Annotated in this window: 15 protein-coding genes; 6 read left to right on the plus strand and 9 right to left on the minus strand. The window is 63.6% G+C overall.

Annotated features, from left to right (window positions below; all coding sequences use genetic code 11):
- Positions 1 to 103: 103 nt before the first annotated feature.
- A complete protein-coding gene (locus OKW41_RS34785) occupies positions 104 to 385 on the minus strand; it encodes a hypothetical protein (protein WP_429575412.1) in 282 nt (93 codons plus the stop codon).
- Positions 386 to 417: 32 nt separating this feature from the next.
- Here OKW41_RS34785 and OKW41_RS34790 point away from each other — a divergent pair, with 32 nt between their 5' ends.
- Positions 418 to 1,683, plus strand: a complete 1,266-nt coding sequence (locus OKW41_RS34790; protein WP_429575413.1) for an MFS transporter — start codon at positions 418 to 420, stop codon at positions 1,681 to 1,683.
- A 638-nt stretch (positions 1,684 to 2,321) separates the two neighbouring features.
- Here the strand turns inward: OKW41_RS34790 and OKW41_RS34795 are convergent.
- Positions 2,322 to 2,564, minus strand: coding sequence for a hypothetical protein (locus OKW41_RS34795; RefSeq protein WP_429575414.1), 243 nt, complete (start codon positions 2,562 to 2,564; stop codon positions 2,322 to 2,324).
- A gap of 1 nt (position 2,565) precedes the next feature.
- A complete protein-coding gene (locus OKW41_RS34800; RefSeq protein ID WP_429575415.1) occupies positions 2,566 to 3,156 on the minus strand; it encodes a tlde1 domain-containing protein in 591 nt (196 codons plus the stop codon).
- A 161-nt stretch (positions 3,157 to 3,317) separates the two neighbouring features.
- Between OKW41_RS34800 and OKW41_RS34805 the strand changes: the two genes are divergently transcribed.
- Entirely contained in the window at positions 3,318 to 5,222 is a 1,905-nt protein-coding gene (locus OKW41_RS34805; RefSeq protein WP_429575416.1) for a propionate--CoA ligase, read from the plus strand.
- 8 nt (positions 5,223 to 5,230) lie between these two features.
- Here OKW41_RS34805 and OKW41_RS34810 read toward each other — a convergent pair whose 3' ends face one another.
- Positions 5,231 to 6,025, minus strand: coding sequence for a 5'-methylthioadenosine/adenosylhomocysteine nucleosidase (locus OKW41_RS34810; protein ID WP_429450882.1), 795 nt, complete (start codon positions 6,023 to 6,025; stop codon positions 5,231 to 5,233).
- On the minus strand, positions 6,022 to 8,385 hold the full coding sequence (locus OKW41_RS34815) for a UvrD-helicase domain-containing protein (RefSeq protein ID WP_429575417.1): 2,364 nt from the start codon (positions 8,383 to 8,385) through the stop codon (positions 6,022 to 6,024). Before OKW41_RS34815 ends, OKW41_RS34810 begins: the two co-directional genes overlap by 4 nt.
- A gap of 803 nt (positions 8,386 to 9,188) precedes the next feature.
- Between OKW41_RS34815 and OKW41_RS34820 the strand changes: the two genes are divergently transcribed.
- Complete coding sequence (locus tag OKW41_RS34820; RefSeq protein WP_429575418.1) at positions 9,189 to 12,068, plus strand: valine--tRNA ligase; 2,880 nt, start codon at positions 9,189 to 9,191, stop codon at positions 12,066 to 12,068.
- A gap of 61 nt (positions 12,069 to 12,129) precedes the next feature.
- Positions 12,130 to 13,011, plus strand: a complete 882-nt coding sequence (gene galU, locus OKW41_RS34825) for a UTP--glucose-1-phosphate uridylyltransferase GalU (protein ID WP_429450887.1) — start codon at positions 12,130 to 12,132, stop codon at positions 13,009 to 13,011.
- Positions 13,012 to 13,111: 100 nt separating this feature from the next.
- Here galU and OKW41_RS34830 read toward each other — a convergent pair whose 3' ends face one another.
- From OKW41_RS34830 to OKW41_RS34845, 4 genes are all read right to left on the minus strand, one after another.
- Positions 13,112 to 13,339: a sulfurtransferase TusA family protein gene (locus OKW41_RS34830; RefSeq protein ID WP_026225937.1), complete on the minus strand. Its 228-nt coding sequence runs from the start codon at positions 13,337 to 13,339 to the stop codon at positions 13,112 to 13,114.
- A gap of 136 nt (positions 13,340 to 13,475) precedes the next feature.
- A complete protein-coding gene (locus OKW41_RS34835) occupies positions 13,476 to 14,522 on the minus strand; it encodes a Gfo/Idh/MocA family oxidoreductase (protein WP_429575419.1) in 1,047 nt (348 codons plus the stop codon).
- Complete coding sequence (gene iolG, locus OKW41_RS34840; protein WP_429575420.1) at positions 14,522 to 15,538, minus strand: inositol 2-dehydrogenase; 1,017 nt, start codon at positions 15,536 to 15,538, stop codon at positions 14,522 to 14,524. Before iolG ends, OKW41_RS34835 begins: the two co-directional genes overlap by 1 nt.
- Positions 15,531 to 16,415 (minus strand): MurR/RpiR family transcriptional regulator, encoded by an 885-nt coding sequence (locus tag OKW41_RS34845; protein ID WP_429293576.1) that lies wholly within the window; start codon positions 16,413 to 16,415, stop codon positions 15,531 to 15,533. The genes iolG and OKW41_RS34845 overlap by 8 nt, the downstream gene beginning before the upstream one ends.
- 276 nt (positions 16,416 to 16,691) lie before the next feature.
- Between OKW41_RS34845 and OKW41_RS34850 the strand changes: the two genes are divergently transcribed.
- On the plus strand, positions 16,692 to 17,738 hold the full coding sequence (locus OKW41_RS34850) for a sugar ABC transporter substrate-binding protein (protein ID WP_429450894.1): 1,047 nt from the start codon (positions 16,692 to 16,694) through the stop codon (positions 17,736 to 17,738).
- A 175-nt stretch (positions 17,739 to 17,913) separates the two neighbouring features.
- Positions 17,914 to 19,104: an ABC transporter permease gene (locus OKW41_RS34855; RefSeq protein WP_429575421.1), complete on the plus strand. Its 1,191-nt coding sequence runs from the start codon at positions 17,914 to 17,916 to the stop codon at positions 19,102 to 19,104.
- The last annotated feature ends 11 nt before the right edge of the window (positions 19,105 to 19,115 follow it).

The following is a 19,115-nucleotide window of genomic DNA, read 5'->3' on the forward strand; positions in this document are numbered from 1 at the left end:
TCTTGAATTTCGCTTGTGCAGGCCGCGGCGGGTCGTGCGCCGCTTGCCGTTCCCGGCTCCATGTTCGACGCGCCGCTTCGTGAGCCGCGCAATCGCGAGCGCTTTATACCGTGGCCAAAAACTCGCCAAAAAAAGTTTCTTCAGGCAAAGAGCTGACGATTCGTCCTTTCACCGTCGAATGAAAGTCATCCGCCCCCTTGTCCGATTCGCGACAAAACTTGTCCTTACAATTCGCTCCGGCCACATTAAACTTCGGCTCAATATTCAAAATAAACTTCGGCTCAATATTCAAAACGGCGGTTGCCGCGATGAAACGCCGCAGTGCTTCGCGGAACGCGCCTACGAGGCGTGCTGCCCGCACCGATTTTCGGTGCCGATCTTTCATTCCACCGTTTTCCCGATCTTTTTTTCTAGCGCATGGAAACGAGCCTCGATAAAAGCGCCCTTGCCGGCGCATCCGCCACGGGGGCGAGCACGTCTCCGGCCGCCGCTGCGCCGGCGGCCGCCAAGGTCCAGCGCACGGTGTATTCCGTGCTCGGTGCGATCAGCTTTTCGCACCTGCTCAACGACATGATCCAGTCGCTGATCCTCGCCATCTACCCGATGTTCAAGGACAACTTCTCGTTGTCGTTCGGGCAGATCGGTCTGATCACGCTGACCTACCAGATCACCGCGTCGCTGCTGCAGCCGCTCGTCGGCAGCTATACCGACAAACATCCGAAGCCGTACTCGCTGCCGGTCGGCATGGGCTTCACGCTGGCCGGGCTGCTGCTGATGTCGGTCGCGCCGAACTTCGGCGTGCTGCTGGTCGCCGCGGCGCTGGTCGGCTGCGGATCGTCGGTGTTCCATCCGGAGTCGTCGCGAGTCGCGCGGATGGCCTCGGGTGGCCGTCACGGTCTCGCGCAGTCGTTGTTCCAGGTCGGCGGCAATGCGGGTTCGTCGCTCGGGCCGCTGCTCGCCGCGCTGATCGTGATTCCGCACGGGCAACGCAGCATCGCGTGGTTCTCGGCGGCGGCGCTCGTCGCGATCGTCGTGCTCACGCAGATCGGCCGCTGGTACAAGCGTCATCCGTCGGTCAGGAAGGCGCGCGGCCAGGGCGCGCATGTGACGCTGCCGCGTAACGAGATCATCCTGGCGATGAGCGTGCTGGTGTTGCTGGTGTTCTCCAAGTACTTCTATCTCGCCAGCATCAATAGCTATTTCACGTTCTATCTGATCGACAGGTTCCATCTGTCGGTGCAGGCCGCGCAGATCCATCTGTTCGTGTTCCTCGCGGCGGTCGCGGCGGGTACGGTGATCGGCGGGCCGATCGGCGACAAGATCGGGCGCAAGTACGTGATCTGGGTGTCGATTCTTGGCGTCGCGCCTTTTACGCTGCTGTTGCCGTATGCGAATCTGTTCTGGACTGGTGTGCTGACGGTTGTTATTGGGGTGGTGCTCGCCTCGGCGTTCTCGGCGATTCTTGTTTATGCGCAGGAGTTGATTCCTGGGAAGGTTGGGATGGTGGCTGGGTTGTTCTTTGGTTTTGCCTTTGGGCTTGGCGGCGTGGGCGCCGCGGTGCTTGGGGAACTCGCTGACGCTACCAGTATTGCGTTTGTTTATAAGGTTTGTTCGTTTTTGCCGTTGATTGGGGTGCTGACTGTTTTGTTGCCGGATGTTGAAGGGAAGCGGGTTAAAGGGTGAGCGCGGGCCGCGGGGTTGGGGGCTTTTCCTTTTCCTTATCGTGCGGTGTTGGCCTTTCCTTGCTGGCTTGTCGGTTTATTAGCGTTGCCCCTGTGCGGGGCGGCACCTACTTTCTTTGCTGCTGCAAAGAAAGTAGGCAAAGAAGACAGCTAAAACCGCTAATTCTTAAGCGGGTCCCTCGGTCTGCATGAGGTAGTGGTGCATCTGGAATCCGTGCTCCCGCACATTCCGCGGTAGTGACAAGGCCGTCATTCTTCCGGCGGCGCTACGCGCGCCGAAACCCCGTTCAAAATCCACCGGTTGTTTCGGCGCATCGCCGAGGCGCAGCCGAAGGCCCCCGCTGCGCCGGCCAAACCATTGGTTTCGCTGGCAGGCCCGTCCGCGATGCACGTAGTGCGGAGTGGGAGGGATGACGGCTTTGTCACGAGCGGGGAATGTGCGGGAGCCCGGATTCCAGATGCACCACTACCCCCTCCAAGCCAGGGGACCCGCTTAAGAATTAGCGGTTTTAGCTGTCTTCTTTGCCTACTTTCTTTGCAGCAGCAAAGAAAGTAGGTGCCGCCCCGCACAGGGGCTACGCAAATAGACCGATCAGTCAGCAAGGAAAGGCCAACACCGCAAAGAACACCACCCTCGCCTTAGCCCCGCATCCGCCTCCACAGCAAAAAACCCACCGCAATGACGTTAACCGCAACACCGTCGACAACAGCCAGCACCGGCAAAGGATCGCTCCACTTGTCCATGTTCGTCGTGCGCGAATAATAGGGCTCGCCGCTTCCATACGCTTCGTCCAGGTTAATCACGTTAAACGCAGCAACCGCAACGACAAGGGCAAGCAGAACTACGCCAGCGAGAAAACGGGCGATGCTGGACTTCCGCATGTCAGTACCTAACCGTCAAGGGAATGTAGCAATCTGGCGACGGCGTAGCCGCCTCCTTCAGGTCGCGTACGAAAGATTCCATCCCGGCATGCAGGTTGATACAACCCGCGCTACCCGCATGCGTGCCGCCGTGGATAAAAAAGCCGCCCCGTCCATACGTCTGTGTTCCGGGATAGACATGAATCGTGATCCGATGATCACCCCAGGCAGCACGCGGGGCAAAGTTGTACCAATGGTTCTCCCACATCTGCGAAGGATCAATCCAATATTGGCCGGGGGGAATTGGACCCACGCCATCTTTGCGCTGACGCATCGACGAATAATCGAATTTTCCGCCGCTATCCGTTCTTCCGGACACGGCGGCATAGATACGGGAAGTCGAACCACTCATGGTCAAAAAACGACCGTTAAAGTTTAGAAATACTTGAGACCTCGCGCAAGCTGGAACACGCGGACTACCACGCTCCGAGGCGTATCGATCGGACATACAAACCTCAATATCTGGGGGAAAACGACCTGTCACGTTGATCGCCTCTACCCTACCTGGCGGTGCAGAAACAAGAAATGGGCGACGGATGAAAATGACGAACAACGACTTTCTTCTGTTGCCCTTCGCCCTTACGGCGAACCCGCTTGCCCCCCCTCCCGCCCGTGGCTATGCTTGTGCGCATAACGAGCGCCGCACCGGGCGCGCAATTTGTGATTCCGTTTCATCCAACCCTGTCCACTCCCGCCGCACGAGGATCGCCGCCGATGACCCGCTACCGCGATTTCCACCGCCGCTCGATGGACCACCCCGAAGCCTTCTGGCGCGAAGAAGCCCGGCGCATTCACTGGCACACGCCATTCGGCACCGTGCTCGACCGCTCGAAGCCGCCGTTCGCGCGCTGGTTCGTCGGCGGTCGCACGAACCTCTGCCATAACGCGGTAGACCGGCATCTGGCCGAACGCGCGCAGCAGAACGCGCTCGTCTACGTATCGACCGAAACCGGCATCGAGCGGCACTACACGTATGCCGATCTGTACGCCGAAATCAACCGGATGGCCGCCGTCATGCGCTCGCTCGGGGTGAGGCGCGGCGATGTCGTGCTGATCTATCTGCCGATGATCCCCGAGGCGCTGTTCGCGATGCTCGCGTGCGCGCGGCTCGGCGCGATCCACTCGGTCGTGTTCGGCGGCTTCGCGGCGCCGAACCTCGCCACGCGTATCGACGACGCGAAGCCCGTGCTGATCGTCACTGCCGACGCCGGCGCGCGCGGCGGCAAGGTGGTCGACTACACGCCGCTCGTCGACGAAGCGCTCGCGCGCGCCATGCACAAGACACCGCATGTGCTGCTGATCGACCGGCAGCTCGCGCCCGCGCGACTGAACGCGCCCTACCTCGTCGCCTACGAGCCGCTGCGCGAACAGTTCTTCGACGCCCACGTCCCGTGCGAGTGGCTCGAATCGAACGAGCCGTCGTACGTGCTGTACACGTCGGGCACAACCGGCAAACCGAAGGGCGTGCAGCGCGACGTCGGCGGCTATGCGGTCGCGCTCGCGGCATCGATGGAATACATCTTCGAGGGCAAGCCCGGCGACACCATGTTCACCGCGTCCGACGTCGGCTGGGTGGTCGGCCACAGCTACATCGTGTACGCGCCGCTGATCGCGGGGCTGACCACCGTGATGTACGAAGGCACGCCGATTCGTCCGGACGGCGGCATCTGGTGGCGGCTCGTCGAGCAGCACAAGATCAACCTGATGTTCACCGCGCCGACCGCGATACGCGTGCTGAAGAAGCAGGACCCGGCGCTGATGAAGGCAGCCGATCTGTCGAGCCTGCGCACGCTGTTTCTCGCCGGCGAACCACTCGACGAACCAACCGCCGAATGGATCTCCAACGCGTTGAACAAGCCGGTGATCGACAACTACTGGCAGACCGAAACCGGCTGGCCGATGCTCGCGATTCCGCGCGGCATCGAGGCACTGCCGACCAAGCTCGGTTCGCCGGGCGTGCCCTCGATCGGCTATAGCCTGACCGTGCGCGACGAGCTGACCGGCGAGCCCTGCGCGCCCGGCGAGAAAGGCGTGCTGACGCTCGACTATCCGCTGCCTCCCGGCTGCATGTCGACGGTATGGGGCGACGACAAGCGCTTCGTCGGCACCTACTGGTCGAGCGTGCCGAACCAGCAGGTGTATTCGACGTTCGACTGGGGCGTGCAGGACGAAGACGGCTACGTGACGATCCTCGGCCGCACCGACGACGTCATCAACGTCGCGGGCCATCGCCTCGGCACGCGCGAGATCGAGGAGGCGCTGTCGAGCCATGCGGCTGTCGCGGAAGTCGCGGTGGTCGGTGTGACCGATCCGGTCAAGGGTCAGGCGGCGATGGCCTTCGTCGTGCTGCGCGGCGCGCAGGGAGAAGGCGACCCGAGCGAGCGCGCGCGGCTCGAAGCCGAACTGGCGATGACGGTCGACCGCCATCTCGGCTCGATTGCGCGGCCCGCGCGCGTGGTGATGGTATCGATGCTGCCGAAGACGCGCTCCGGCAAGCTATTGCGCCGCGCTATCGCGGCGCTCGCCGAAGGGCGCGAGCCGGGCGATTTGCCGACGATCGAAGATCCGGCCGCGCTGCAGCAGGTGCGCGACGCGCTCGGCGACGGCAGGAAGAAATAAGCGGGCGCTCAGCCCGCGGTGTCCCGCGTGCCGAGAAAGCGCGCGAGAATCGCGTTCGAATACGTGCCCGCGATCCCGGTCAGGAACGACATGAACGATCCGGGCGCGTGGTCGTCGGCGGTATCGGAGATCGTGCGCACGACCGCGCACGGCACGCCGTACTCGTAGCAGACCTGCGCGATCGCCGCGCCTTCCATCTCGACCGCGAGCGCGTCGGGCAGCGCGTCGCGCAACGCCGCGACGGCCGCGGCGCTCGCGACGAACTGATCGCCGCTGACGATCAAGCCGCGATGCACGCGCGGCGCGCGCGTGCCGAAGCGCGCCGCGCAGGCCGCGCCTTCCTCGGCGACGAACTGCTCGCATGCGGCGGTTAGACGGTCGGCGAGCGCCGCATCGGTGGTGAAGCGCGACATGCCGAGCAGCGGTACCTCGAAGCGCGGAAACAGCGGCGATGCGTCGATATCGTGCTGCATCAGCGTGCTCGCGACGACGATATCGCCGACATGCACGTCGCCGCCGACACCCCCCGCAACGCCGGTGAACACAATGGCTTCGACATCGAACGCGTGAATCAGCGCGCTGACCGTCGCGGCCGCCGCGACCTTGCCGACGCGCGCAAGCGTGACGACGCACGTCGTGCCGTGCACGGTGCCGACGTGGTAATCGCGCTGGCCGTGCGTGAGCGTGCGCACGCCGGACTCGGCGCGCATCGCCTCGATCAGGTCGCCGAGTTCCTGCGGCAACGCGGCCAGGATGCCGAGCGGCCGCCGCACGTCGTGGCTCGTGTTCAAGGACGCGCTCATTCGACCGCCTGCAATTTAGCCACCGCCAGCGCCAGCCACTTTTCGCCGTGCCGCTTGAAGCGGACCTGCGCCTTCGCGTCGGTGCCGCTGCCTTCGAGCGCGGTGATCGTGCCTTCGCCGAACTTCGTGTGGAACACCTGCTGGCCGACGCGGAAGCCCGTGTCGGCCGCGCGTTGCTCGTTCGCGAACGCGGGCGCCGGTGCGGAGGTCACCGCCGCCGTCGCCGTCGATCCGCCGCCGTAGCCCGGCCGCGCGAACCAGTCGCGCCCGTAGCCGGCGTTGTCCGAGCGGCCGCCCCAGCGCGAACCCGCCTCGACCTTCGGCGTGAGCCACTTCAGCGTTTCCTGCGGCAATTCGTCGAAGAAGCGCGAGCGGATGTTGTAGCGGGTCTGGCCGTGCAGCATCCGGCTTTGCGCGAACGACAGGTACAGCCGCTCCTTCGCGCGCGTGATCGCAACGTACATCAGACGCCGCTCCTCTTCGAGGCCGTCGGCCTCCATCGCGCTGTTCTCGTGCGGGAACAGCCCCTCTTCGAGGCCGGTGATGAACACTGCGGTGAATTCGAGCCCCTTTGCCGCGTGCACCGTCATCAGCTGCACCGCTTCCTGGCCGGCCTGCGCCTGGTTGTCGCCCGCTTCGAGCGATGCGTGCGACAGAAAGCCCGCGAGCGGCGTCATCGTGTCGGGGTTTTGCGCCGGATCGGCGATGCCCGGTGCGTCGAGGACCACCGTGGTCGGATCGTCGGTCGCGACCGCGAGTTCGGGCGCGGCGCTGGCTCCTGGGCGCAGCGGAATCGAGCGCGCGGGCGTATCGAGCCCGTAGCCTTCTTCGCTGACGAACGCGGCGGCCGCGTTGACGAGTTCCTGCAGGTTCTCGAGCCGCTCCTGGCCTTCGCGCTCGTTCTGATAGAAGTCGGCGAGACCGCTCGCGCGGACCACGTACTCGACGGTCTCAGGCAGGCTCATCTGCTGCGTGTCGGCGCGCATCTTGCCGACGAGGTTCGCGAACGCGGCGAGGCTCGATCCCGCCTTGCCCGCGACGTACGGAATCGCCGCGGCCATCGAGCAGTTGTACAGACGCGCGGCGTCGGCGAGCTGTTCGATCGAACGCGCGCCGATGCCGCGCGTGGGGAAATTGACGACGCGGCCGAATGCGGTGTCGTCGTTCGGGTTGTCGATCAGGCGCAGATACGCGAGCGCGTGCTTGACTTCCTGACGCTCGAAAAAGCGCAGGCCGCCATACACGCGATACGCGATGCCCGCGTTGACGAGCGTGTGCTCGATCGTGCGCGACTGCGCGTTGCTGCGGTAGAGCACCGCGATTTCGCTGCGCGACAGGCCGGTGTTGATCAGCGCGCGGATCTCTTCGACGATCCAGCCGGCCTCCTGCGAATCGGTCGCCGATTCGTAGACGCGCACCGGTTCGCCGTGCCCCGCGTCGGTACGCAGATTCTTGCCGAGGCGTCGCGAGTTGTTCGCGATCAGCTGGTTGGCGGCATCGAGAATATGGCCGTGCGAACGATAGTTCTGCTCGAGCTTGATCAGATTGCGCACGTTGAACTCGTGCTCGAAGTCGCGCATGTTGCCGACGTTCGCGCCGCGGAACGCGTAGATCGACTGGTCGTCGTCGCCGACCGCGAAGATTGCGTTGTGCTGGCCCGCGAGCTGCTTCAGCCACGCGTATTGCAGCTTGTTGGTGTCCTGAAACTCGTCGACGAGGATGTGCCTGAAGCGCGCCTGGTAATGCGCGCGCAGCGGCGGATTGTGCGCGAGCAGTTCGTAGCAGCGCAGCAGCAGCTCGGGGAAGTCGACGACGCCTTCGCGCTGGCATTGCTGATCGTAGGCTTCGTAGAGTTCGACGAACTTGCGGTTGAAGTTGTCGGTGGCGTCGACGTCTTTGGGGCGCAGGCCCTGCTCTTTCGCGTTGTTGATGAAGTACTGGAGATTTTTCGCCGGGTATTTTTCGTCGTCGATGTTGAGGCCCTTCATCAGGCGCTTGATCGCCGACAGCTGGTCCGCGGTATCGAGAATCTGGAACGTGGCGGGCAGCCCGGCGTCGCGGTGATGCGCGCGCAGCATACGGTTGCACAGGCCGTGGAACGTGCCGATCCACATGCCGCGCGTGTCGATCGGCAATAGCGCCGAGAGGCGCGCCATCATTTCGCGGGCGGCTTTGTTCGTGAAGGTCACCGCGAGGACGGTCGCGGGGGACGCGAGGCCATGCTGGATCAGCCACGCGATGCGGGTGATCAGGACGCGGGTTTTGCCGCTCCCCGCGCCCGCCAGGATCAGGGCGGGCTCATTCGGGAGCGTTACGGCGGCGTGTTGTTCGGGGTTTAGATTCGAGAGGAGGTCGGGCATTTTTTTGCTGAGGCGCGGTTCGGGGGACATTATATGCCCCGGCGGGGGTGGCGCTTTTTTTGGTTTTTTTTGTTCTTCTGGATATGGGTTGGGTTTTTTTCGTTGTTCTGGCTTTGTTGGCCTTTCCTTGTTGGCTTATCGGTCTATTAGCGTTGCCCCTGTGCGGGGCGGCACCTACTTTCTTTGCTGCTGCAAAGAAAGTAGGCAAAGAAGACAGCTAAAACCGCCAGCCCATAAGCGGGTCCCCTGGCTTGGAAGGGGTAGTGGTGCATCTGGAATCAGTGCCCCCGCACATTCCGCCGTTCGTGACAAAGCCGTCATCCCTCCCACTCCGCACTACGTGCGTCGCGGATGGGTCTGCCAGGGAAACCAATGGTTTTGCCCGCGCAGCGGGGGCCCTCGGCTGCGCCTCGGCGATGCGCCGAAACAACCAGTGGTTTTTGAGCGGGGTTTCGGCGCGCGTAGCGCCGCCGGAAGAATGACTGCTTTGTCACTAGCGCGGAATGTGCGGGAGCACGGATTCCAGATGCACCACTACCTCATGCGGACCGAGGGACCCGCTTAAGAGTTTGCGGTTTTAGCTGTCTTCTTTGCCTACTTTCTTTGCAGCAGCAAAGAAAGTAGGTGCCGCCCCGCACAGGGGCAACGCTAATAGACCGATAACAAAGCAAGGAAAGGCCAACAAAGCCAGAACAACGAAAAAAGCGCAACCCCCTGTCCACACCGGCCGCCGGCCGGCAAAAAACCTCGTCCAGCTATAATCAACCCTTCCCCGCCTCCAAAATCCTGCCTTTAACAGAAACATGAGCGACACCCCGAGCGACCCGACCTCGACGCTTGCAAAAAGCTTCGAACCCCACACCATCGAAGCCCACTGGGGCCCTGAATGGGAAAAGCGCACCTACGCCGCGCCCTCCTTCGACGCGAACCGCAAGGATTTCTCGATCCAGCTGCCGCCGCCGAACGTCACGGGCACGCTGCACATGGGCCACGCGTTCAACCAGACCATCATGGACGGCCTGACCCGCTATCACCGCATGCTCGGCGAGAACACGCTGTGGGTGCCGGGCACCGACCACGCGGGCATCGCCACGCAGATCGTCGTCGAACGCCAGCTCGACGCGCAGGGCGTGTCGCGCCACGACCTCGGCCGCGAGAAGTTCGTCGAGCGCGTGTGGGAGTGGAAGCAGCAATCCGGCTCCACGATCACGAATCAGGTGCGTCGTCTCGGTGCATCGATCGACTGGTCGCGCGAATACTTCACGATGGACGACAAGACGTCGGCCACCGTGCGCGACGTGTTCGTGCGTCTGTATGAACAGGGCCTGATCTATCGCGGCAAGCGCCTCGTGAACTGGGACCCGGTGCTGCTCACCGCCGTATCCGACCTCGAAGTGGTCAGCGAAGAAGAAAACGGCCACCTGTGGCACATCCACTATCCGTTGACCGACGGCTCGGGCCATCTGACCGTCGCCACCACCCGTCCGGAAACCATGCTCGGCGACACCGCCGTGATGGTGCACCCGGAAGACGAGCGCTACGCCCACCTGATCGGCAAGACCATCACGCTGCCGCTGTCGAACCGCGAAGTGCCGATCATCGCCGACGAATACGTCGACCGCGAATTCGGCACAGGCGTCGTCAAGGTCACGCCCGCGCATGATTTCAACGATTATCAGGTCGGCCTGCGCCACAAGCTGCCGCAAATCGAAATCCTCACGCTCGACGCGAAGATCAACGACCACGCGCCCGAAAAATACCGCGGCCTCGACCGTTTCGAAGCCCGCAAGCTGGTGGTCGCCGATCTCGAGGCGCTCGGTGCGCTCGAATCGGTCAAGCCGCACAAGCTGATGGTGCCGCGCGGCGACCGCACCGGCGTCGTGATCGAGCCGATGCTGACCGACCAGTGGTTCGTCGCGATGAGCAAGCCGGCGCCCGAAGGCACGTTCAATCCGGGCAAGTCGATCACCGAAACCGCGCTCGACGTCGTGCGCAACGGCCAGATCAAATTCGTGCCGGAAAACTGGACCACCACGTACTACCAGTGGCTCGAAAACATCCAGGACTGGTGCATCTCGCGTCAGCTGTGGTGGGGTCATCAGATTCCGGCGTGGTACGGCGAGAACGGCGAAGTGTTCGTCGCCAAGACCGAAGAGGACGCGCGCGCAAAGGCCGTCGCGGCCGGCTACACGGGGGCGTTGAAGCGCGACGAAGACGTGCTCGACACGTGGTTCTCGTCCGCTCTGGTGCCGTTCTCGTCGCTCGGCTGGCCGAACGAAACCGAAGAGCTCAAGCACTTCATGCCGTCGTCGGTGCTCGTCACCGGCTTCGACATCATCTTCTTCTGGGTCGCGCGCATGGTCATGATGACCACGCACTTCACGGGCAAGGTGCCGTTCGAAACGGTCTATATGCACGGTCTCGTGCGCGACGCCGAAGGCCAGAAGATGTCGAAGAGCAAGGGCAACACGCTCGACCCGATCGACATCGTCGATGGCATCGACCTCGACGCGCTCGTCGCGAAGCGCACCACCGGCCTGATGAATCCGAAGCTGGCCGCGTCGATCGAGAAGAAGACCCGCAAGGAGTTTCCGGACGGCATTCCGGCGTTCGGCACCGACGCGCTGCGCTTCACGATGGCGTCGATGGCCACGCTCGGCCGCAACGTCAATTTCGACCTCGCGCGCTGCGAAGGCTATCGCAACTTCTGCAACAAGCTGTGGAACGCCACGCGCTTCGTGCTGATGAACTGCGAAGGCCACGACTGCGGTTTCGGCCAGCCGGCGCAATGTGGCGAATGCGGGCCAGAAGGCAATCTGCATTTCTCGCAGGCCGACCGCTGGATCGTGTCGCAACTGCAGCGCGTGGAAGCGGAAGTCGTCAAGGGTTTTTCCGACTATCGTTTTGACAATGTGGCCAACGCCATATACAAGTTCGTATGGGACGAATATTGTGACTGGTACGTCGAACTCGCCAAAGTGCAGATCCAGACGGGGCAGCCGAACCAGCAGCGTGCCACGCGGCGGACGCTTTTGCGTGTGCTCGAAACGGTGCTGCGCCTCGCGCATCCGGTGATCCCGTTCATCACCGAAGCGCTGTGGCAGAAAGTGGCGCCGCTCGCGGGACGCTACCCGGAAGGCAAGGCAGAGGGCGAGGCGTCCATCATGGTGCAGCAGTACCCCGTCGCGGAGCCGTCGAAGCTCGATGAAGACGCCGAGCGGTGGGCGACCGACCTCAAGGCGGTGATCGATGCATGCCGTAATCTGCGCGGTGAAATGAACCTGTCGCCGGCGGTGAAGGTGCCGTTGCTCGCCACCGGCAATGCGGAGCGTCTTCGTACTTTCGCGCCTTACGCTCAGGCACTTGCGCGTCTGTCGGAGGTGCAGATCATCGCCGACGAGGCCGCGCTCGACGCCCAGGCGGATGGCGCGCCTATTGCTATCGTAGGAACGGACAAGCTGGTGTTGAAGGTCGAAATCGACGCAGCGGTCGAACGCGAACGCCTGTCGAAAGAGATCACGCGGTTGAGCGCCGAAATCGTCAAGTGCAACGGTAAGCTGCAGAATCAGGCCTTCGTTGCGAAGGCGCCGGCGGCGGTCGTGGAACAGGAGCAGAAGCGGCTGGCCGAGTTCGAAGCCACCGTCGGCAAGCTGAAAGCCCAACTTTCCCGCTTGCCGGCCTGACCGAGGCGCCCGCCCCCTCAACGGCGGGCAAGGATTTAACCAGAGGACTTAGGGTACTCACATGCTAAAAGTTACGAAGGCGGTCTTTCCGGTAGCAGGTCTTGGCACCCGCTTCCTCCCCGCCACGAAGGCTAGCCCGAAGGAGATGCTGCCGATCGTCGACAAGCCGCTGATTCAGTACGCGGTCGAAGAGGCGATGGCGGCCGGCATCACCGAAATGATCTTCGTCACGGGCCGCAGCAAGCGCGCGATCGAAGATCATTTCGACAAGTCCTATGAGATCGAGGCCGAACTCGAGGCGCGCGGCAAGGACAAGCTGCTCGAACTCGTGCGCAGCATCAAGCCGAGCCACGTCGACTGCTTCTACGTGCGCCAGGCCGAGGCGCTGGGCCTCGGCCACGCCGTGCTGTGCGCCGAGAAGCTGGTCGGCGACAACCCTTTCGCCGTGATTCTCGCGGACGACCTGTTGTACGGCACGCCGCCCGTGATGACGCAGATGATCGAGGTGTTCGATCACTATCACAGCTCGGTGATCGGCGTCGAAGAGATCCCGCCGCAAGATACAAAATCGTACGGCATCGTCGACGGCAAGGAATGGGAAGACTCGATCATCAAGATGTCGGGCATCGTCGAAAAGCCGGAGCCGGGCGTGGCGCCGTCGAACCTCGGCGTGGTGGGCCGTTATGTGCTGAAGCCGCGCATCTTCGAACACCTGCGCTCCATCAAGCCGGGCGCGGGCGGTGAATTGCAACTGACGGACGCGATCCAGTCGCTGCTCGCCGACGAACAGGTGCTCGCGTACAAGTATCACGGCACACGTTTCGACTGCGGCAGCAAGCTGGGTTACCTGAAGGCGACCGTCGAGTTCGCCCTGCGTCACCCGGAAGTAGCCGCCGATTTCGAAGAATATCTGCGTACCCGCTCGCCGGTTCTCGAAGGCTGACGTCGAAAGTCCGGCTGAAACGAAGAAGGCGCTGTCCCCCCGAATAATGGGGACAGCGCCTTCTTTTTTACATCGGACGGACAGTTTTACCGAATGCAGCTCAACGACGCCGCATCAGAAACGTAAACACCTTGTCATGCGCCGAGCTTTCGACGATCTCGTTGCCGGTCTGCTTCGCGAACGCGGCGAAATCGCGCTGCGAGCCGGGATCGGTGGCGAGCACCTTGAGAATCTGGCCGCTTTCCATGTCGGCGAGCGCCTTTTTGGCGCGCAGGATGGGCAGCGGGCACATGAGCCCGCGCGCATCGACTTCCTTGTGAATCTGAATTTGCATCGACGATGACCTTCGGGACGGGGCGTCGCTGACGACGCCGGACAGAGGGTCAAATTCTACAGCAGGCGGAGCAGCGGCGCCGGGCATCGCCACGACGCCCATTTCCACGCGCGAGCCGTGCCGCGCGCCGTTACAGCGTCACCGCCTCACCGCTTTGCAGCGACTCGCGCAGCGCCACGCCGATACGCGTCGCTTCGAGCGCATCGGCGAGCGTCGCGCCACTCTGTGCCGCATCGCCCTTCCCTGGCCCTTTTTGCACCGATGCGACGAACGCGCGTGCCTCGTGCAGAAACGCGTCCTCGAACCGGTCGAAAAAGTTCGGCGTGCACTCGTTGCGAATGCCGGTCGCGTCGTAGATCTCGACGCGGTTCGCGCGCGGATTGCGGCCGATCGTCAGCGCGCCCGCCGTGCCGATCACTTCGCTGTGCGTATCGTTGCCGTGCGCCTGCGTGCGCGACGCGTAGAACATCGCGAGCTTGCCGCCCTCGAATTCGCAGATCGCGACACCGTTGTCGACGTCGCCGAATTCGCGCAGACCCTCGTGCAGCGCGACCGTGCCCGCCGCGAACACGCGCGTCGCGCGCGGCTTGCCGAGCAGCCAGCGGGCGACTTCGATGTCGTGCACCGTGCAGTCGAGAAAGATGCCGCCCGAGGTCGCCGCGAAGCGCACGAAGAAACCGTCGTCGTCGTTTTTATCGGTGGTTTGCGAGCGCACGAGGAACGGCCGGCCGATCTGGCCGGCGGCGATTTTATCGAACGCGTCGCGGTAGCTCGGATCGAAGCGGCGCATGAAGCCGATCGTCGCCTGCAGGTGCGGATAGCGCGACGCTTCGGCCAGCACGCGCTCGCATTCGGCGACATCGAGCGACAGCGGCTTTTCGCAGAACACATGCTTGCCGGCGCGCAATGCGTCGACGATCTGCTGCGCGTGCAGCGACGACGGCGTGACGAGCCATACCGCGTCGACGTGCGGATCAACGAGCAGGTCCGCGTAATCGGCGTAGAGACGCGGTTCGGGTAGTGCATCGCGCGCCCATGCGAGTTCATCTTCGAGCGGACTGCACGCGGCCGTGAGCGTCGCGCCCGGCACGCGATACGCGAGATTCTCCGCATGCCGCTTGCCAAGCCGCCCAAGGCCGACCACGCCGATCCGCAAGCGCTCCGTGGCGGGCTTCATCACGCTGCCTCGCCGAGTTTGATCGCACGGCCCTCGCGCCACGACCGCGCCGCGGCTTCCGCGAGTTCGAGCGCTTTCAGGCCATCCGCGACGGTCGTGCGCACCGGCTTGCCATGCGTGACCGCGTCGAAGAAATGCGCGATTTCGAGCGCGTATGCCGCGCGATAGCGTTCGAGAAAAAACGCCTCGGGCACGTCGGTCGATACCTCCGTCTTCGAGTACGCGATAACTTCGGTGGGCCGAACGTTGCCTGCTTGCAGCATCCCGGTGCTGCCGAGCACTTCGAAGCGCTGGTCGTAGCCGTAGGCAGCGCGCCGCGCGGTGTTGATCTGGCACAGCCGCCCGCGCTTCGTGCGGATCGTCACCGCGGTCGAATCGATGTCGCCCGCGTCGGCGATCGCGGGGTCGGTGAGGCAACTGCCGGTGGCGTGCAGCGTGTCGGCTTCGTCGTCGAGAATCCAGCGACAGATGTCGAAGTCGTGAATCAGCATGTCCTTGAAGATGCCGCCCGAGTGCCGGATGTACTCGACCGGCGGCGCCCCCGGATCGCGGCTCGTGACGACGAGCATTTCCGGCGTGCCGATCTCGCCCGCGTCGAGACGCGCTTTCAACGCGGAAAACGTCGGATCGAAGCGCCGCTGAAAACCGATCATGCACACGACACCGGCGCGCTCCACCGCTTCTGCGCACATCCGCGCGCGCTCCAACGTGAGATCGACCGGCTTCTCACAGAACACGTGCTTGTTCTGCGCGGCCGATTTGACGATCAGGTCCGCATGCGTGTCGGTGCTCGAACAGATCACGGTCGCGCCGATCGATGCATCGCCGATCGCGCCGTCGCTATCCGCAACCTGCGCGCCATGCTGCGCGGCGAGCGCGGCGGCCGCCTCGCGATTCACGTCGACCACGTATTTGAGCCGCACGCCGGGCTGCCGCGCGAGATTCGCCGCATGGATCTTGCCGATGCGCCCCGCGCCGAATACGGCGACGTCGATCGTGTTTACCGCGTCAGTCATCGTAGCCTCCAGTGTCGTTGGATTCTTCAACGTTCAGTTCGAGCTTGTACGCGAGCGCGATGAAGAGCGCCTGGCACAGGCAGATCGTGCTAGTCAGCGAGCGGAACGCGAACGCGCTGCCCTCTTTCACGTATAGCTGCGTGCTGGCGTAGCGTGCGAGCGGCGATAGTTGGCTATCCGTAATGACGAGCGTCTTCGCCTGATGATGATGCGCGACGCGCAGACAGTACTGTGTCTCCTTGCCGTACGGCGCGAAGCTGATCGCAATCACCACGTCGCCCTTCCTGACACTGCGGATCTGCTCGCGATACATGCCGCCGAAGCCAGACACCAGATGCACGCGCTTGTGCGTGTGCTGCAACGCATAGACGATGTAGCTCGCGACCGGAAACGAGCGCCGCACCCCGATCACGTAGATGTTGTCGGCCTGCTGCAGCATCTTCACGGCAGCGTCGAACTGCTTGTCGTCGAGGCCCGCTTCGAGTTCTTCGAGGCCGCCGCGCGACGCGGCGATGAACTCGCGCGCGACCGCGCCGCCCGACAAGGTGCCGGGCTTCTCGTCGATCAGCTTGCGGATGCGCTGCTGATAGCTCGACGACGACACGCCCTGCCCCGTATACGCCTGACGAAACACCGCCTGCAGATCCGAAAACCCGGAAAAGCCGAAGCGCTGCGCAAAGCGCACGACCGCCGACGGATGCACGCCGCAGCTCGCGGCGATATCGCTCGTGCGATCCATCATCACGCTCGAGCGATGCTGCTCGATGTACGTCGCGACGCTTTTCAACTGCCGCGGCAGCGACTCGTAGGTATCCGCGATGCGCTGCATCAATTCGTCGACGCTCGGCACCGCCTCTTCGGTGATCTGTTCCGCCATGACAGCCTCTCGGGGTTTCCTGCAATGCGGCAGACGCGCCCGCGGCGCGCCGCAACGTGCATCCGACGTTGCCGAGTATAGGCGGCCGCCCCGTCAAATGGAACGTATTTTCCATTTTTATTTCTCATGAAATTTTCTTTGCAAGGCTTCGGAAGATGACCTACTCTTGGTCGTGAGCGATGGCGCTTCGGCCTCGTTGTGTGGGTCATCGGAATGGAAAGCCGCCCGCCAGTCGCTCCCTCAATAACGAACGACAGACCGAGAAAGGTGGAGACAATGAGACTTTGCAGAGGCAAGGCAACGCTCAGGATTCTGGTGACGGCGTTGACGTTGGCGACGGGATTCGGCGCGGCCTCGGCCGCCCGCGCGGCGGACGCCCACTTCGTGCTGATCAGCCACGCGCCGGATTCGGACTCGTGGTGGAACACGATCAAGAACGCGATCAAGCAGGCCGACGAGGACTTCAACGTTCAGACCGACTATCGCAACCCGCCGAACGGCGACATCGCCGACATGGCGCGTCTCGTCGAGCAGGCGGCCGCGCGCAACTACGACGGCGTGATCGTGTCGATCGCCGACTTCGACGTGCTGAAGAGCTCGATCGCGAAGGTCACCGAGAAGCACATTCCGCTCGTCACGATCAATTCGGGCACCGAGGAGCAAAGCGCGAAGCTCGGCGCGATCATGCACGTCGGCCAGCCCGAGTTCGCGGCCGGCAAAGCCGCCGGAGAAAAGGCCAAGGCCGCCGGCATCAAGTCGTTCCTGTGCGTGAACCACTACGCGACGAACCCGGCTTCGTTCGAACGCTGCCGCGGTTTCGCCGAAGCGATCGGCGCCAACTTCAAAACCTCGACGCTCGACACGGGCCAGGACCCGACCGGCGTGCAGTCGAAGGTCAGCGCGTTCCTGCGCAACCATCCGGATACCCAGGCGGTGCTGACGCTCGGTCCGCTGTCGGCCGATCCGACGCTGAAGGCGCTGCAGCAGATGGGCCTCGCCGGCAAGATCTGGTTCGCGACGTTCGACTTCGACAGCGACATCGCGAAGGGCATCCAGGACGGCACGATCCAGTTCGCGATCGACCAGCAACCGTACTTGCAGGGCTATATCCCGGTTGCCGTACTCGCGATCGTGAAGAAGAACAACACCACCGATCCGGCCAGGATCCGCGAAATCCTGCAGGCGAATCCGAAGTTCAAGGAGCGTCTTGCCACTTATGGGCTCGCGCCGTCGTACGGGCCGCGCAATATCGGCTCGGGCCCCGGCTTCATCACGAAGGCCAACGTCGACAAGGTGCTGAAGTACGCCGGCCAATACCGCTAGACGCACGGCAACGCATCGCGTCGCGCGCCTAAGCCGCCGCGCTGGCGGCAAGGTTAAAAAACAGTGACCGGCGGGACGCATGGCGTCTTGCCGGCGCTCGCCCGCTCAGCGGATTCGCAAAGGCCCACGGCATTGCGCCGACCCGCCGGTCGCGGGCGTATCAAGGAGAGCTTCAATGGGTGTCGCCGACCTGTTTCATCCCCATCACCGCAAGCAACCGCCACCTGATCCGCAGGATCCGGCAAAGTCCGCTGCGACGACCGTCTCGCAATCCGCTGCCGTCGACGAACGCGTGCGCGAGGAATCCTGGTTCCGCCATCTGCTCGGCCGACCGGAATTCGCGGCGCTTGCCGGCACCGTGATGGTGTTCATCGTGTTCGGCGTGGCGGCCGGCAACTCGGGGATGTTCAATCTCGACGGCGTGATGAACTGGTCGCAGGTCGCCGCGTATCTCGGTCTGATCTCGGTCGGCGCGTGCCTGCTGATGATCGCCGGCGAGTTCGATCTGTCGATCGGTTCGATGATCGGCTTTGCCGGCATGATGGTCGCGCTGCCGACCATGTACTTCCACTGGCCGATCTGGCTGGCGATCGCGTTCGCGTTCGCCGGCTCGATGCTGCTCGGCGCGCTCAACGGCTATCTGGTGATGCGCACGCGCCTGCCGTCGTTCATCGTCACGCTCGCGTTCCTGTTCATTCTGCGCGGTCTCACGCTCGCGCTATCGGTGATGTTCGCCGATCGCACCATCATCTCCGGCGTCGGCGACGTCGCGCGTCAGGACTGGTTCGCGCACACGTTCTTCCAGGGCGTCGCGTTCAGAGGCCTGTTCGTATGGCTCGGCCACCTCGACCTCGTGAAGATGCTCGACAACGGCACGCCGCTCGTGCCGGGCATTCCCAAGGTGCTGCTGTGGTGGCTCGTGCTCGCCGTGGTCTGCGCGTTCACGCTCGCCAAGACGCGCTTCGGCAACTGGATTTTCGCGGTCGGCGGCGACGCCACCGCGGCCAAGAACGTCGGCGTGCCGGTGCGTCGCGTGAAGATTTCGCTGTTCGTGCTGACCGCGTTCTGCTCGGCCCTGTATGCAGTACTTCAGGTGTGCGACATCGGTTCAGCCGCGGCCGACCGCGGTTTGCAGGCGGAGTTCGAGGCGATCATCGCCGCGGTGATCGGCGGCACGCTGCTGACGGGCGGCTACGGCTCGGTGATCGGCGCATGCTTCGGCGCGCTGATCTTCGGCGTCGTGCAGATCGGCATCACGTACACCAATGTCGATTCCGACTGGTTCCGCGTGTTCCTCGGCGTGATGCTGCTGTTCGCCGTGCTGTTCAACCACTACGTGCGCGGCCGCGTCGCGGCATCGCGCTAGAAGGAGGTTCA

Origin of the sequence: Paraburkholderia sp. UCT70 (assembly GCF_050434085.1) — a bacterium.
Taxonomy (GTDB): Bacteria; Pseudomonadota; Gammaproteobacteria; order Burkholderiales; family Burkholderiaceae; genus Paraburkholderia; species Paraburkholderia tuberum.